A 14,728-nucleotide genomic window follows, 5' to 3' on the forward strand; every position below is an offset into this window, starting at 1 on the left:
AAGGCCGGGGTGGAGAGAGTTTTGGTTTTTCGTGCATTGGTGACCGACAGGAACGCAAGTGGCGAGATCGTTTCGTCGGTGCGGTCGGTCGAAGACGCTGAGCTGCCGGCGGGCAACGTGCTGGTTGCGGTCGAGTGGGCCGGTTTCAACTACAAGGACGGCCTGGCGCTGACCGGCAAGGGCAATATCGTTCGCGCCTATCCGCATGTTGCAGGCGTCGACTTCGCTGGGCGCGTCATCGAGAGCCGCAATTACCGCTATCACACCGGCCAGGCCGTGATCCTCACCGGCTGGCGTGTCGGGGAAACGCGCTGGGGCGGCTTCGCCGAGCGGGCGCGCGTGGATGCCGAATGGCTCGTGCCACTGCCGCGCCGCCTGTCCTCGCGTACGGCCATGATGCTCGGCACTGCCGGCCTCACTGCCATGCTCGCCATCAATCGGCTCAAGGAAGATGGCGTTACGCCCAATTGCGGAGATATCCTCGTCACCGGTGCATCGGGTGGCGTGGGCTCCCTTGCCGTCATGCTCCTCGCTCGCCTCGGCTACCGTGTCGTCGCCGTCACCGGCCGGCCCGAACAATCCGAACACCTGACGCGTCTTGGCGCCAGCGAGATCATCGATCGGCGCGAGTTGCTTGAACCCTCCGGCAAAGGTCTCGACGGCGAGCGCTGGGCCGCAGCCATCGATCCGGTCGGCGGGCCGCTCCTTACCGAAGTCCTCAAGAAAATTCGCTATGGCGGTGCGGTCGCTTCCATCGGCCTGGCTGGCGGCGCCAAATTCGACGGCAGCGTGCTGCCGTTCATCCTGCGCAACGTGACCCTCTTCGGCATCGACAGCGTCATGCAGCCCTATGAAGCGCGCGTTGCGGCCTGGGAGCGAATGGCCAGCCTCTTCGTCCCCGCCGCCTATGAACCGATGGTCTCCGAAGCGCGTCTCGAGGACTTGCCGGCCGAGGCCGAGAGCATCCTGGCAGGTGGCGTCGCGGGCCGCGTCATCGTCAATCCGAAGCCCGCACGCGACAACGTCGTGCCGCTTTCCACGCATTCGGGCGCGTGATAAATTTTGACTGTCCGGTCAAATAATCTGCGCTAACAATAGACTTCGCCGGGCTGTTGAGGGGACCCATGCAGAAGATTATCGAAGCGCTCGATGAGAAGCGCGCGCAGGCGCGTCTGGGCGGCGGCGAAAAGCGTATCGCCACCCAGCACGCCAAGGGCAAGCTCACGGCGCGCGAGCGCCTCGAAGTTCTGCTCGATCCCGGTTCCTTCGAAGAATACGACATGTTCGTCACCCATCGGGCCACCGAGTTCGGGATCGACGAAACCATCATTCCCGGGGATGGCGTCGTCACCGGCTGGGGCACCATCAACGGCCGCATGGTCTACGTGTTCTCGCAGGATTTCACCGTCTTCGGCGGCTCGCTGAGCGAAACCCACGCCCAGAAAATCTGCAAGATCATGGACCTTGCCGTCCAGAATGGCGCCCCTGTCATCGGCCTCAACGACAGCGGTGGCGCCCGCATCCAGGAAGGCGTGGCCTCGCTCGGCGGTTACGCCGAGGTCTTCTGGCGCAACGTCCAGGCTTCAGGCGCGGTGCCGCAGATTTCGGTCATCATGGGGCCGTGCGCGGGTGGAGCGGTCTACTCCCCGGCGATCACCGACTTCATCTACATGGTCAAGGACACGAGCTACATGTTCGTGACCGGCCCGGACGTGGTCAAAACCGTCACCAACGAGATCGTCACCCAGGAAGAACTGGGCGGCGCCTCGACGCACACCAAAATCTCCTCGGTCGCCGACGCCGCCTTCGAGAACGATATCGAGACCCTGCTCGAAGTCCGCCGCCTTTTCGATTTCCTGCCGCTCTCGGCCAACGAGAAGCCGCCGGTCGTCGCCGTCAACGACCGCATCGATCGTGGTGAGGCGAGCCTCGATACCATCATCCCCGACAGCGCCAACAAGCCCTATGACATGCGCGAGGTGATCCTCAAGATCGCCGACGAAGCCGATTTCCTGGAACTGCAGAAAGACCACGCCGGCAACATCCTCACCGGCTTCATCCGCCTCAACGGCTCGACAGTGGGCGTCGTCGCCAACCAGCCGCTGGTGCTGGCCGGATGTCTCGACATCAACTCGTCCAAGAAAGCCGCCCGCTTCATCCGCTTCTGCGACTGCTTCAACATCCCGATCCTGACGCTGGTCGACGTCCCCGGTTTCCTGCCGGGCGTGGCGCAGGAATATGGCGGCATCATCAAGCACGGGGCGAAGCTTTTGTTCGCCTACGCCGAGGCGACAGTGCCCAAGGTCACCGTCATCACGCGCAAAGCCTACGGCGGCGCCTATGACGTGATGGCCTCAAAACACATCCGCGCCGACGTCAACTACGCCTGGCCGAGCGCCGAAATCGCCGTGATGGGCGCCAAGGGGGCGGTGGAAATCCTCTATCGCTCGGAACTCGCCGACAAGGACAAGATCGCCAAGCGGACGAAGGACTACGAAGACCGCTTGGCCAACCCCTTCGTCGCGGCGGAGCGCGGCTTCATCGACGACGTGATCATGCCGCATGGCACGCGGCGCAGGGTGGTGCGGGCCTTCGAGACGCTGAAGAAGAAGAAGGCGTCGGTGCCGGTCAAGAAGCACGACAATATTCCGCTGTGATGGCGATGCAGGACGCTCGGCTCACCCCCCTCCCAGCCTCCCCCGCAAGGGGGGAGGTGCTATCCGTGGTTGTGGGACGCTTAGTTGACCGGCAACTGGATCGAAACACCTCCCCCCTTGCGGGGGAGGCTGGGAGGGGGGACTCCTGAATGCCCACCCGCGCCCAAACTCTCCGCTCCACCCCCACGGACGCCGAAAAGCGCCTCTGGCGCCTGCTCTACACGTTCCGCACCAGCGGCTATCACTTCCGCAAGCAGAGCCAGGTCGGCGACTATTTTCCCGATTTCGTCTGCCACCACGCCCATCTTGTCATCGAGGTTGACGGCGGCCAGCACTACGCCGACGCCGGGCTGGCCCATGACGCAATGCGAGACGCCTTCCTTCGCTCGCGCGGCTACGATGTCCTGCGCTTCAGCAACCTGGACGTGCTGACCAACCCAGATGGTGTCTTCGACATCGTTGCCCAATCTCTGGAAGGCCGACCAGCTAGCCCACGCCACCAGGCCATGGACGGAAAGACCGCCTGAATGATCTCCAAACTCCTCATCGCCAACCGCGGCGAGATCGCCTGCCGCGTCATCAAGACCGCCCGCAAGCTCGGCATCAAAACCGTCGCTGTCTATTCCGACGCCGACCGCGAAGCGCTCCACGTCCGCCTCGCCGATGAAGCCGTTCACATCGGCGGCTCTCCGGCCAAGGACTCCTATCTCTCGATCGACAAGATCATCGCCGCCTGTCGCGAAACCGGGGCCGAGGCAGTCCACCCCGGTTATGGCTTCCTCTCGGAAAACCCCGCCTTCGCTGCCGCCTTAGCCGACGCCGGCATTATCTTCGTCGGCCCGCCGGTAAAGGCCATCGAGGCGATGGGCGACAAGATCACCTCCAAGAAAATCGCCGCCGAGGCGGGGGTCTCCACTGTCCCCGGCCATATGGGGCTCATCGCCGATGCGGAGGAGGCGGTCAAAATCGCCACCCAGATCGGCTATCCCGTCATGATCAAGGCCTCGGCCGGTGGTGGTGGCAAGGGCATGCGCATCGCCTGGAACGACGCCGAGGCCCGTGAGGGTTTCGAGCGCTCCAAGTCCGAGGCCGCGTCGTCGTTCGGCGATGACCGGATCTTTATCGAAAAATTCGTCACCGAGCCGCGCCATATCGAAATTCAGGTGCTGGCCGACACCCACGGCAACGCCCTCTATCTCGGCGAGCGCGAATGCTCCATCCAGCGCCGCAACCAGAAGGTCATCGAAGAGGCTCCGTCGCCCTTCCTGGATGAAGCCACCCGCCGCTCCATGGGCGAACAGGCCGTCGCTCTCGCCAGGGCGGTTGGCTATGCCAGCGCCGGCACGGTGGAGTTCATCGTCGACAAGGACCGCAATTTCTACTTCCTCGAGATGAACACGCGCCTCCAGGTCGAGCACCCGGCGACCGAGCTCATCACTGGCCTCGACCTCGTCGAACTGATGCTGCGCGTCGCCGCCGGCGAAAAACTGCCGCTGACCCAGGCCGGTGTGAAACTCAATGGCTGGGCCATCGAAAGCCGCCTCTACGCCGAAGATCCGTACCGCAATTTCCTGCCTTCGGTCGGCCGCCTCACGCGTTATCGGCCGCCGGAGGAAGAGAGCAGTTCCGCCTTTGTCGTCCGCAACGACACCGGCGTCTATGAGGGCGGGGAAATCTCCACTTTCTACGACCCCATGATCGCAAAGCTCTGCACCTGGGCTCCCGACCGCGCCGCCGCCATCGAGGCCATGGCCGTGGCGCTCGATGAGTTCGAGGTCGAAGGGGTAGGGCACAATCTGCCATTCCTCTCCACCGTCATGGGTCAGCAGCGTTTCCGCGAGGGACGCCTCACAACCGGCTACATCGCCGAGGAATTCCCCGAGGGCTTCCACGGCGCCGAACTCGACGACCAGACCCTGGGCGAGATCGCCGCCTTCGCTGCCTGCGCTGCTTATCGCATCGACGGGCGCGGCTTCCTCGATGCCGGATCGGATGAATACATCCCCAGCCACCAGCGCGCCGTCCTGCTCGGCGAGCGCCGCTGGCAGTTCGACGTCACCGAGAAGGACGAGGAATTCTGGCTCTACCACTCCGGCGGCCGCACGCTGGTCGAGATGCGCTGGGAGCCCGGCGACACCATCGCCCGCGCCCGCGTCGATGGCAGCGTCCACCGCATGAAAGTCGACCGCCGCACCTCCGGCTTCCGCATCCGCTATCGCGGCGCCGACCTCGACCTCAAGGTGCTGCTCCCCCGCGTCGCAGACCTCATGCCGCTGATGCCGATCAAAGTGCCGCCCGACCTCTCCAAATTCCTGCTCTGCCCGATGCCCGGCCAGGTGGTGCGCATTGATGTCGCCGAAGGTGATATCGTCGAGGACGGCCAGCCGCTGGCCATCGTCGAGGCGATGAAGATGGAAAATGTGCTCAAGGCGGAAAAGCGCGCGCGGGTGGCCAAGGTGCGGGTGCAGCCTGGGGCGGTGCTAGCCGTGGACGAGGTGATCTTGGAGTTTTCCGAAGTATGAGCGGGCAGGGCAACAGGCACAGTGTTTGCGGCCTCACCCCCTCCCTAACCCTCCCCACAAGGGGGAGGGTGGGTGTCCTTGACGAGATCGAGCAGCAAACCCCACCCTCCCCCTTGTGGGGAGGGCTAGGGAGGGGGAAGGCCACACACACCGCCCGTCGCCATCGTCGTCTCCCTCCCCCTTGCGGGGAGGGGACAGGGGTGGGGGTGAGCCCCCGACTCCGTGCAGTCCGCCTACCCCCCACCCTGTCCCTCCCCCGCAAGGGGGGAGGTGACCTGCCATCGCAATCGCGCCCGGAGGCAGGCCATGTCCTCTGACCGCCCCACCATCACCCCCGCCACCTTCGAGGCCTGGTCGACCCTCGCCCAGCGCGAACTGCGCGACACGCCCGTCACGGCGCTCAACCGCGACTACGGCGACCTTCCCATCCGCCCGGCCTATTTCCCGGAAGACGTCCCCGCCTGGGCCCCGGCCGCCATGCCCGGTGCGGCCCCGTACACCCGTGGCGTCCGCGCCACCATGTATGCCAACCGCCCGTGGACCATCCGCCAATATGCCGGCTTCTCCACGGCGCGGGAGTCCAACGCCTTCTACCGCCAGGCTCTCGAAAAGGGCCAGAAGGGCCTCTCGGTCGCCTTCGATCTCGCCACCCATCGCGGCTACGATTCCGACCACCCTCGCGTCGTCGGCGATGTCGGCAAGGCGGGCGTCGCCATCGATTCCGTCGAGGACATGAAGCTTCTTTTCGACGGCATTCCGCTCGACCAGATGTCGGTGTCCATGACCATGAACGGCGCGGTGATTCCCGTGCTCGCCATGTTCATCGTTGCCGCCGAGGAGCAGGGCGTGCGGCCCGATCAGCTAGACGGCACCATTCAGAACGACATCCTCAAGGAGTTCATGGTCCGAAACACCTATATCTATCCGCCCGAGCCGAGCATGCGGATCGTGGGCGACATCATCGCCTACACCTCCGCCCACATGCCGAAATTCAACTCGATCTCGATCTCGGGCTACCACATGCACGAGGCCGGGGCGACGGCGGTACAGGAGCTGGCCTATACGCTGGCCGACGGCATGGATTACGTCCGCGCAGCCATGGCCCGCGGCCTCGATATCGATGCCTTCGCCGGACGCCTCAGCTTCTTCTTCGGCATCGGCATGAACTTCTTCCTCGAAGTCGCCAAGCTGCGGGCCGCGCGCACCCTCTGGTCGCACATCATGACCGATTTCGGCGCGAAGGACCCGCGCTCGAAAATGCTGCGCACCCATTGCCAGACTTCGGGCGTCAGCCTCACCGAGCAGGACCCGCACAACAACATCGTGCGCACCACCATCGAGGCGCTGGCGGCCGTTCTCGGCGGCACCCAATCGCTACACACCAACTCGTTCGACGAAGCCATCGCGCTGCCCACCGAGTTCTCCTCGCGCATCGCGCGTAACACCCAGTTGATCCTCCAGAACGAAAGCCGCGTCACCGACGTGGTCGATCCGCTCGGCGGTTCCTACTACATCGAGGCCCTGACCGCCGATCTCGTCTCCCACGCCGGCGCCCTCATCGCCGAGATCGAGGAGGAGGGCGGCATGACGCACGCCGTGCAGGCGGGCGGCCCCAAGCTCGAAATCGAAAAGGCCGCTGCTTTGCGGCAGGCCCGCGTCGACCGCGGAGAGGACGTCATCGTCGGCGTCAACCGTTTCCGGGTCGAGGACGAGGCTGCGGTCGAAGTCCGCGAGATCGACAACCGCAAGGTTCGCGAGGAGCAGATCGTGCGCCTCAACGAGTTGCGCCGCACCCGCGACGAAGCCCGTACACTGGCAAGCCTCGAAGCTCTGCGTGCCGTGGGGCGCTCCGACGGCAACCTTCTCGCTGCCGCCATCGACGCCGCACGCGCTCGCGCCACGTTGGGGGAGATTTCGCAAGCCCTGGAAGACGCCTTCGGCCGCCACCAGGCTATCACCCGCGTCATCTCCGGCGTCTATGCCAACGGCTATGACGGCGATCCGGAATACGCTGCGATGCGGGATCGCATCGCAGCGTTCAAAGCCGCCAACAACCGTCCCCCGTCAATCTTCATCGCCAAGATGGGGCAGGACGGTCACGACCGTGGAGCCAAGGTCATCGCCACCGCTTTCGCGGATCTTGGCTTCGATGTCCACCTCGGCTCGCTATTCGAAACGGCTCCCGAGGTTGCCGACCATGTGGCCGGCCTCAAGGTCGACGCCGTGGGGGTGTCCTCGCTGGCAGCCGGGCACAAAACGCTGGTGCCGGAGTTGATCGCCGAGCTCTCCTCTCGCGGCCTCGGCGAGGTCACGGTCGTCGTCGGCGGTGTCATCCCCGAACAGGATTATGCGTTTCTTCGTGACGCCGGTGTCGCCGAGATTTTCGGGCCGGGCACGAACGTGCTCGATGCCGCGAACTCGGTACTGAACCAGATCGTAGGGAGGCTGTCGAACCGATGAACAGTCGCCCGTTGTTCACCCCCTCCCTGACCCTCCCCGCAAAAGGGAAGGTGGAGCTTGTTGCTCGATTCTGCCAAAGGCACTCACCCTCCCCCGTGTGGGGAGGGCCAGGGAGGGGGAAAGCCAACCCCGTACCCACCCCATGATCGGTCGCCTCAACCACGTTGCCATCGCCGTTCCGAACCTTGAAAAGGCAACCGAGCGGTATCACCTCACTCTGGGCGCAGAGGTGTCAGAGCCTCAGGCCTTGCCCGACCACGGGGTGACCGTCGTGTTCGTTCAACTCGAAAACACCAAGATCGAGCTGCTTCATCCGCTTGGTGAAAACTCGCCCATCACCGGCTTTCTTGCCCGGCATCCGGAGGGCGGCATTCATCACATGTGTTTCGAGGTCAATGATCTCGCCGATGCCGCCGCCAGGCTGGTGGCGAGCGGCGCGCGCATTCTTGGCGACGGCAAGCCGAAGGTCGGCGCGCATGGCCTGCCGGTTCTGTTTCTCCATCCCAAGGATTTCGACGGCACCCTCATCGAGCTCGAAGAGGTCAAGCCTGAGATGCAGCCCGCATGAGCGTGCTGACCAATCTGGGCCATGCCGCGCTTGCCGAGGCGATCGAGGCCAATGGTGCAAAATTCCTGCTCGATCTGGGCCGGGCCGGCGGCGGGGAGGAGCGGCACGACGACCTCGATTGGGTCATCGGGGGCTCGCCCATCGACTATCACAATGCCATCTATGGCGCCCGTCTCGCCAAGGCGAATGCCGATGCGGGTATCGCGGCTTCGCTGGAAGCCCTAAAGCGCCGAAAGGTGCCCGGCGCCTGGCATGTTGGTCCCTCCATGCTGCCGCGCGATCTCGAAAAGCGCCTCGACCGTGCCGGCTTTACCTATGCCGGCGACGATTACGGCATGGCCGCCGACCTCTCCATCGTACCCGAGGCCGTGCGCGTGCCGGATGGCTTTGCCATCCAGCGCGTCGAAACGCGGGCCGAGCTTGATTCCTGGGTGCATGTCCTGGGCGGTGGGTTCGGCGAGGGGCCGGTGGAGGCGCGCTGGGTGGGCGATATGTATGCCCGCCTCGGCCTAGATCACCCCGAATGGCACCATTTTCTCGGCACCTTCGAGGGAAAGCCGGTCTCGACCGCGACCATGCTCTATGGCGCGGGCGTCGCCGGTCTCTATTTCGTCTATACCGATCCCGATTACCGCCGCCGCGGCATCGGGGCGGCCATGACGGTCGTGCCGCTCAAGCAGGCGGCCGATGACGGCTACAAGGCCGCCGTGCTGGGCGCATCGACCATGGGCCGCCCGGTCTATGAGCGGCTGGGTTTCCGTGAATATTGCCGCATCGGCATCTTCGAGTGGTGGCCGGAGGCTTAGGCCACCTTTTCCCCGAAGAGCTTTTCGGCCAGCGCGATGAACGTATTCCCGCGTTCCTCGAAATTCTTGAACTGGTTGTAGCTCGGCGCACCTGGCGAAAGGATCACCGCATCGAACCGGTTGCGGCGATGGGACAGCGCCTGCATCGCCGTTTCGAGGTTTTCCGCTTCCAGCACCTCGATCTGCGGAGCGGTAGCATAGGTTGCCGTCGCCAGCCGATCGCCTGTTACCGGCAGGCACACCAGCACCGTCACCCCACGCGGGGCGAGAAGCGTCGCGAGTTCCGTATAGTCCTGGTTGCGTTCGTGGCCGCCGGCGATGAGCGCGATGCGCATGCCCGGGAAGGCCGCGAGCGCCGCCTTGGTGGCTTCCGGCGTCGTCGAGATCGAGTCGTTGACGAACAGCATGCCGCCCACGATGTGCTCTTCGAGCCGATGGGGCAGCGGCTTGAACTCGGCAATGCCCTTGAGCACGCCCTCGAGCGTGCCTCCCGCCGCCAGTGCGATCTGCGCGGCGAGCCGGGCATTGTCGAGATTGTGCGCCCCCTTGAGGCGCGAAATGCTCACTGCGTCCACGATGGCCTGATCGCTCTCGCGATCGAGCGCCGGCACGAGGCGTGCCGGATTACGCAGCGCCTCGAGCACCAGCTTGTTGTCCTTGGCCCCGACACCCAGCGCCACCGGAAAATCCTTGTCGCGGTCGATGAGGTTGAGCTTGTCAGCGTAGTAATGCTCGACATCGCGGTGCCAGTCGGTGTGTTCGGGCGAAAGGTTGGTTATGGCGGCGATATCGGGCGTAAAAGCCATGTCCGCCGTCTGGTAGGACGAAAGCTCGAAAACCACGGTCTTGTACTTGTCCGCCACGTCGAGCGGCGCCACGCCCACATTGCCGCCCAGGCCCGCATCGACACCCGAATTGGTCAGCATCAGCCAGGTCAGCGTTGCCGTGGTCGATTTGCCCTTGGTGCCCGAAATGGCGACCACCTTGACCTTGCTCCGGTATTCCTCGCCCCAGAGGTTGAGGTTGGAAGTCACCGCGATCCCTGCCTCGCGCGCGATGGCGAAGATGGGGCGGTAGCGCGAGACACCCGGGCTCTTGACGATGGTGCCGAAACGGCGCGCGGCGATCGCGTCCTGCAGGTCGGACGGGGCGATGATCTCGACATCCTCGATGTCCACGTCGCCGCTGTCCACCGTCACGTAGACCTTCGTTCCGGGAGAATGGGTGCGGATGAAGTCGCGCGTCGAGCGGGCTTCTCTGCCCGCTCCATAGAGCAGCACGGGCGCATCAAAGTGCATGGGGCGAAATCCTCGCGGCAAGACTTTGGGGTATGTGATGTTCGCTACTGTCGGCCATCAGCTCAGCCAAAGCAAATTCAAGTTTGCCTTCGCCGTATTGTGTCAACAGGTCCGGCTTGAGCAATTGCACGATGGGCTCGTCCGCCCATTCCGAACGCTTGGTCAATTCATAGAGGCAGGCCGCTGCCTCGAGGATTTCGCCAACGCATTCCCAGGGCTTCTGCCCGGCGAGACCCGTGAGCTCACGGAAGGAATGCTCGTGCTCGGGCTGAGCCAGCAGATCCTGGCCGAAAATGCCGACCAGCCGCTCCTTGCTCATCACTGGCGCGAAGATCAGGAAGACGAAATGGCATTTCGGGCATTCCCCGCACCAGAGCGGGCCATCGTGTCCCGCCAGCCGGAAATTGCGATTGCAGCTTGAAAACACGTGGTCGTACTTGGTCTCACGCGCGAACAGCGAAGCGATCCGGGCCTCCGAATAGGGCCGCAGGATCGAGAAATACTGCAGCGAGCCACCCGTCGCGTTCGCCAGCACCGAGGCCAGAATCTCTTCGAACTGGATGGATTTGGAGTGCTGGTGATTGGCCTCGCGGCCATCGAAGGTCACATTGCCCTCGCTCGCCGAGCGCTCGTTGGAGAGCACGATGCGGTTGTAGCCGTAGAGCACGGCGCAAAGCGCGGCGATCATCGAATTGATGGCCGTCGAGGGCACGTGGCCATTGTAAAAGCCCGGCTCCTTGGAGAGCCGGATCATTTCCTTGTCGAGCGTGCGCGTCACATAGATCGGCGGAATGCCGATCTTGTCGACCGAGGAGAGGATCGGCCCCTTGGGGTTGACCGCGAATGGGGTAAAGGCGACATCGGCCGCCTGCAGCAGCTCGACGCTTACCAGCGAATCCTTGCCGCCGCCGATCGGCACCAGCGCACGATCCGGCAGGTCGAAGCGGGCAGGGCGGTGGTTGTCCTCTGGCGCCTCGAGCGACAGCTTGCCGAAGCGCTGGAGGTTGTTGCGGGCATAGAATTCGCCCAGCCCGTTCTCGTAGACGTCGATGACGAAAGCGCGCTCTTCGGTCGTCAACGCGATATCGGGCGCAGCGATCTTGAGTGGGGCCAGCAGCTTGAAATAGCTCACGCCCATCACGATCGCTGCGAGACCCAGCAGCTTGCCGAAGGTCTCGGTCTCAGCCGCCCGCGCATCGGCGCCAGGCGGCAATTCCAGGGTTTCGCAGAAGCGGCGGTCGTTCAGCCCGTAGTCGAAGCGAACAAGCCCCTTTGCTGCGTCGTAGACAGGCTTGTCGATGAAGAAGGTCGTTGCGGGCATGGGACCTTGTCGGTGAATCACGTCCACTAGAGATAGGTGTTCCTTGCTGCTTTGGGAACTGGGTGGGCGATGGCCTAGTAGACCCGCATCTGCAAGCGCATCACGATCTCGCTGCCCAGCCGCTGGAAGCCGTATTCGCGCATCAGGCACGACCAGCCGTTTCCCGACTTTTCGACACGGAACAGGTTGTATCGCGCCGGGTCGTCATGGCTTCCACCCTGCGCAGCACCGGCAGCCGCCACTCCGATCACCGGCACGTCGATGGTGGGGCCGGGGATCGAGTGGATCGTCGATTTGTGGGTGTGGCCATGGAGGATGACCTCGGCGCCATGCTTGGCCACGACGTCGCGGAAAAGCTGTGCACCCCAGAGGCCGAGCCTAAAGTTCCGGTCCTCCACATTGGGCGGGTGGTGGATCATCACCATGCGGAAATAGCCGGCCTCGCCAAGCACATCGAGACACCGGGCCAGCCGCCCGGCCTGCGCTTCATCGAACTTGCCGGCCGCAAAGAAGGGCGGGGTGGTGATGGCGCTCGAACAGGCAATCACGGCCACATCGCCCACCCGACGAACATAAGGGAAGGGCGACTTGTCGACCGTCTCGCCGGCAATGTAGCCGTCCCAACGCTCGCGCGCCTTTTCGAGCGCACCGCGCACATAGGCATCATGGTTGCCCGGGCAGACGCAAACCTCTTCGGGCGTGCCCACGGTCTGCAGCCAGTTGGCGGCGGTGTTGATCTCGGCATCGAGCGCCAGGTTTGTCAGGTCGCCGGTCACGGCCACAATATCGGGCGCCTGGCTGCGCATGTGGCGGATGAGATTGCTCAACCCGTCGCCATCCAGCGTCCGGTTGCGCTTGAGTTTCCAGTTGAGGAAGCCGGTGATGCGCTTGGAAAGCAGATCCTGAAAGCGGACGGGCGGCAGGGGCGCCAGGTGGATGTCCGAGATATGGGCCAGCGTTGTCATCGCGCGCCTAATGCCATGCGGCACGGCCCAAGAAAACGTCTATTTTGGACTGGCTGCAATTCAGCCGTTGCACCGACCCTGCTATTGAGAGACTCAAACTGGAGTTCGGGCATGCGACTCACTCGATGGCAGCGCCTCAGATCGCGTGTATTTCTCTTCGCCGTAGGCCTCAAGCGCCGCATGACGTTCGGCGTTCGCGTCATGCTCATCGACGACAATAAAATCTTCTTGATCCGCCATACCTATATGCCCGGCTGGCAGCTCCCTGGCGGAGGCGTCGAACCGGGCGAGAGCGCCGAGGAAAGCGCTGCCCGCGAGGTGTTCGAGGAAGGCGGGCTCAAGGTCACCGGCCCGCTCGAACTCTTCGGCATCTACCACAATGTGAGTTCGGTCACGAACCGCGATCACGTGGCGCTCTTCCTCTGTCGGCAATTCGAGCAGGCCGTGGAATTCCGCAGGAGTTTCGAGATCGCCGAAGCCGGCTGGTTCCCCCTCGATGCGCTGCCCGATGGGCTCTCGCCTGCTACAACGCAACGGGTGGCCGAAGTGTTCGGTGGCGAGCCGCGTAGCGGCGTATGGGGTGTCGTGTAGCGCTCGGGTCGAGCGCCTGGAAAAACGCCTCCCCGGCAGGACCGGGAAGGCGGAAGCTTGTCAGTGGGTGACGACGGCGCCTTCAGGCATCTCGTCGTCCGCCGGCTTGCGCACGAAGAACGCCGCCACGATGGCGAACATCGAGATCACCGCGCCCCACACGAATGCCGTGTGGATGCCGTCGGCAGTGGCGGCGACCGGGTCGACGCCACCCTGGGCCAGTTGACCTGCAGTCATCGACATCAGCGCCACGAAAAGCGCTGTGCCGGCCGCACCTGCCAGCTGCTGGGCCGTGCCGATAACCGCGCTGCCGTGCGAATAGAGCTTGCGCGGCAGCGATCCGAGGCTGGCGGTGAAGAGCGGCGTGAACATCAGCGCCAGGCCGATGCTCAGCGTCACGTGGGCGGCCAGCAGCCAGTATTGCGAGGTGTGCTGGTCGAGGAGCGTCATCGCCCAGAGTACCGCGCTCACGATGATCGAGCCCGGGATGATGAGCGGACCCGGCCCGTGCCGGTCATAGAGACGGCCGACGAAGGGCGCGATGAGGCCCATGATGAGGCCACCCGGTAGGAGCAGCAGGCCGGTCTGGAGGGCATCCAGGCCCAGCACGTTCTGCACGTAGATCGGCAGCAGGATGATGGTGCCGAATAGCGCCATCGTGCTGATCGCCATCATCACCACCGAAACCGTGAAGATCGGGGCGAGGAAGGTGCGCAGGTCGAGCAGGGCCTTGTCCTCGCGCTGGAGCGAGAGCTGGCGCCAGATGAAGAGCGCCAGGGCCACCACGCCCACGACGATCGGCAGCCAGCCCGGCACGGGGCCCGGATGGTTGGCGGCTTCACCCAGGCTGGAAAGGCCATAGACCAGTCCGCCGAAGCCGAAGACCGACAGGATCACCGAAGGCACGTCGAACGGCGCCGGACGGGGCGTCGTGACGTTCTTGATGCGCGCCATGCCAAGCGCGAGCGAGGCAAGGGCGATCGGCAGGACCAGCCAGAACATCCAGCGCCAGTCCAGAACGTTGAGGATGATCCCCGAGATCGTGGGACCGATGGCGGGGGCCACCGAGATCACGATCGAGATATTGCCCATGGTGCGGCCGCGCGAAGCGGGCGGCACCAGGTTCATGACCGTGGTCATGAGCAGGGGCATCATCGTGGCCGTGCCGACCGCCTGCACCACGCGGGCGAGCAGCAGCACCGGGAAGCCCGGCGAGATGGCGGCGATGAAGGTACCGGCGCTGAACATGGTCATGGCGAACATGAACACCGCGCGGGTGGTGAAGCGTTGCAGCATGAAGCCGGTGATCGGGATGACCACGGCCATGGTGAGCATGAAGGCGGTCGTCAGCCATTGCGCAGCACTTGCCGTGATGCCCAGGTCGGACATCAGGTGGGGTAGCGCCACGCCCATGATCGTCTCGTTGAGGATCACGACGAAGGCTGAGACGAGCAGAAGGGAGATCACGAGGCGATTGCGTCGCTCCGTGGCATCGTCAATAGGTTGCTCTGCCGGCGATGCGGCAGTCATAGGGCTGTCG

The 14,728-nt window shown here is 64.3% G+C and carries 12 protein-coding genes; 8 read left to right on the top strand and 4 right to left on the bottom strand.

Annotated elements, in window-relative coordinates; translation table 11 throughout:
• The first annotated feature begins 21 nt into the window (after positions 1 to 21).
• The 7 genes from JNE37_RS13895 (at position 22) to JNE37_RS13925 (ending at position 9,013) form a co-directional block, all read left to right on the top strand.
• Positions 22 to 1,056, top strand: coding sequence for an MDR family oxidoreductase (locus JNE37_RS13895; RefSeq protein ID WP_211200050.1), 1,035 nt, complete (start codon positions 22 to 24; stop codon positions 1,054 to 1,056).
• Positions 1,057 to 1,124: 68 nt separating this feature from the next.
• Complete coding sequence (locus tag JNE37_RS13900) at positions 1,125 to 2,657, top strand: acyl-CoA carboxylase subunit beta (protein ID WP_203063361.1); 1,533 nt, start codon at positions 1,125 to 1,127, stop codon at positions 2,655 to 2,657.
• A gap of 149 nt (positions 2,658 to 2,806) precedes the next feature.
• The gene (locus tag JNE37_RS13905; protein ID WP_203063362.1) at positions 2,807 to 3,184 is read left to right on the top strand and encodes an endonuclease domain-containing protein; all 378 of its coding nucleotides are present in this window, start codon (positions 2,807 to 2,809) and stop codon (positions 3,182 to 3,184) included.
• Complete coding sequence (locus JNE37_RS13910; RefSeq protein ID WP_203063363.1) at positions 3,185 to 5,179, top strand: acetyl-CoA carboxylase biotin carboxylase subunit; 1,995 nt, start codon at positions 3,185 to 3,187, stop codon at positions 5,177 to 5,179.
• A 306-nt stretch (positions 5,180 to 5,485) separates the two neighbouring features.
• The gene (scpA, locus tag JNE37_RS13915; protein WP_203063364.1) at positions 5,486 to 7,639 is read left to right on the top strand and encodes a methylmalonyl-CoA mutase; all 2,154 of its coding nucleotides are present in this window, start codon (positions 5,486 to 5,488) and stop codon (positions 7,637 to 7,639) included.
• Between the two features lie 142 nt (positions 7,640 to 7,781).
• Positions 7,782 to 8,207, top strand: coding sequence for a methylmalonyl-CoA epimerase (gene mce / locus JNE37_RS13920; RefSeq protein WP_203063366.1), 426 nt, complete (start codon positions 7,782 to 7,784; stop codon positions 8,205 to 8,207).
• Positions 8,204 to 9,013, top strand: coding sequence for a GNAT family N-acetyltransferase (locus tag JNE37_RS13925; RefSeq protein WP_203063368.1), 810 nt, complete (start codon positions 8,204 to 8,206; stop codon positions 9,011 to 9,013). Before mce ends, JNE37_RS13925 begins: the two co-directional genes overlap by 4 nt.
• Here the strand turns inward: JNE37_RS13925 and murD are convergent.
• From murD to JNE37_RS13940, 3 genes are all read right to left on the bottom strand, one after another.
• Entirely contained in the window at positions 9,010 to 10,311 is a 1,302-nt protein-coding gene (gene murD / locus JNE37_RS13930; RefSeq protein WP_203063370.1) for a UDP-N-acetylmuramoyl-L-alanine--D-glutamate ligase, read from the bottom strand. The two genes, JNE37_RS13925 and murD, sit on opposite strands and share 4 nt — an antisense overlap.
• Positions 10,301 to 11,632, bottom strand: coding sequence for a MurL-like N-terminal domain-containing (locus tag JNE37_RS13935; protein ID WP_203063372.1), 1,332 nt, complete (start codon positions 11,630 to 11,632; stop codon positions 10,301 to 10,303). The genes murD and JNE37_RS13935 overlap by 11 nt, the downstream gene beginning before the upstream one ends.
• 74 nt (positions 11,633 to 11,706) lie before the next feature.
• On the bottom strand, positions 11,707 to 12,597 hold the full coding sequence (locus tag JNE37_RS13940; RefSeq protein ID WP_182399621.1) for a metallophosphoesterase family protein: 891 nt from the start codon (positions 12,595 to 12,597) through the stop codon (positions 11,707 to 11,709).
• Between the two features lie 111 nt (positions 12,598 to 12,708).
• Between JNE37_RS13940 and JNE37_RS13945 the strand changes: the two genes are divergently transcribed.
• Positions 12,709 to 13,188, top strand: coding sequence for an NUDIX domain-containing protein (locus JNE37_RS13945; protein ID WP_182399623.1), 480 nt, complete (start codon positions 12,709 to 12,711; stop codon positions 13,186 to 13,188).
• Between the two features lie 60 nt (positions 13,189 to 13,248).
• Here JNE37_RS13945 and JNE37_RS13950 read toward each other — a convergent pair whose 3' ends face one another.
• On the bottom strand, positions 13,249 to 14,718 hold the full coding sequence (locus tag JNE37_RS13950; RefSeq protein WP_246513276.1) for an MDR family MFS transporter: 1,470 nt from the start codon (positions 14,716 to 14,718) through the stop codon (positions 13,249 to 13,251).
• Positions 14,719 to 14,728: the final 10 nt, after the last annotated feature.

This window comes from Paradevosia shaoguanensis (assembly GCF_016801025.1).
In the GTDB taxonomy this organism is placed as follows: domain Bacteria; phylum Pseudomonadota; class Alphaproteobacteria; order Rhizobiales; family Devosiaceae; genus Paradevosia; species Paradevosia shaoguanensis.

Excerpts from the sequence above, each read along its gene's own strand:
- JNE37_RS13900 (WP_203063361.1), top strand. The coding sequence starts at position 1,125 with ATGCAGAAGATTATCGAAGCGCTCGATGAGAAGCGCGCGCAGGCGCGT.
- JNE37_RS13905 (WP_203063362.1), top strand. The coding sequence starts at position 2,807 with ATGCCCACCCGCGCCCAAACTCTCCGCTCCACCCCCACGGACGCCGAA.
- JNE37_RS13910 (WP_203063363.1), top strand. The coding sequence starts at position 3,185 with ATGATCTCCAAACTCCTCATCGCCAACCGCGGCGAGATCGCCTGCCGC.
- scpA (WP_203063364.1), top strand. The coding sequence starts at position 5,486 with ATGTCCTCTGACCGCCCCACCATCACCCCCGCCACCTTCGAGGCCTGG.
- mce (WP_203063366.1), top strand. The coding sequence starts at position 7,782 with ATGATCGGTCGCCTCAACCACGTTGCCATCGCCGTTCCGAACCTTGAA.
- JNE37_RS13925 (WP_203063368.1), top strand. The coding sequence starts at position 8,204 with ATGAGCGTGCTGACCAATCTGGGCCATGCCGCGCTTGCCGAGGCGATC.
- murD (WP_203063370.1), bottom strand. The coding sequence starts at position 10,311 with ATGCACTTTGATGCGCCCGTGCTGCTCTATGGAGCGGGCAGAGAAGCC.
- JNE37_RS13935 (WP_203063372.1), bottom strand. The coding sequence starts at position 11,632 with ATGCCCGCAACGACCTTCTTCATCGACAAGCCTGTCTACGACGCAGCA.
- JNE37_RS13940 (WP_182399621.1), bottom strand. The coding sequence starts at position 12,597 with ATGACAACGCTGGCCCATATCTCGGACATCCACCTGGCGCCCCTGCCG.
- JNE37_RS13945 (WP_182399623.1), top strand. The coding sequence starts at position 12,709 with ATGCGACTCACTCGATGGCAGCGCCTCAGATCGCGTGTATTTCTCTTC.
- JNE37_RS13950 (WP_246513276.1), bottom strand. The coding sequence starts at position 14,718 with ATGACTGCCGCATCGCCGGCAGAGCAACCTATTGACGATGCCACGGAG.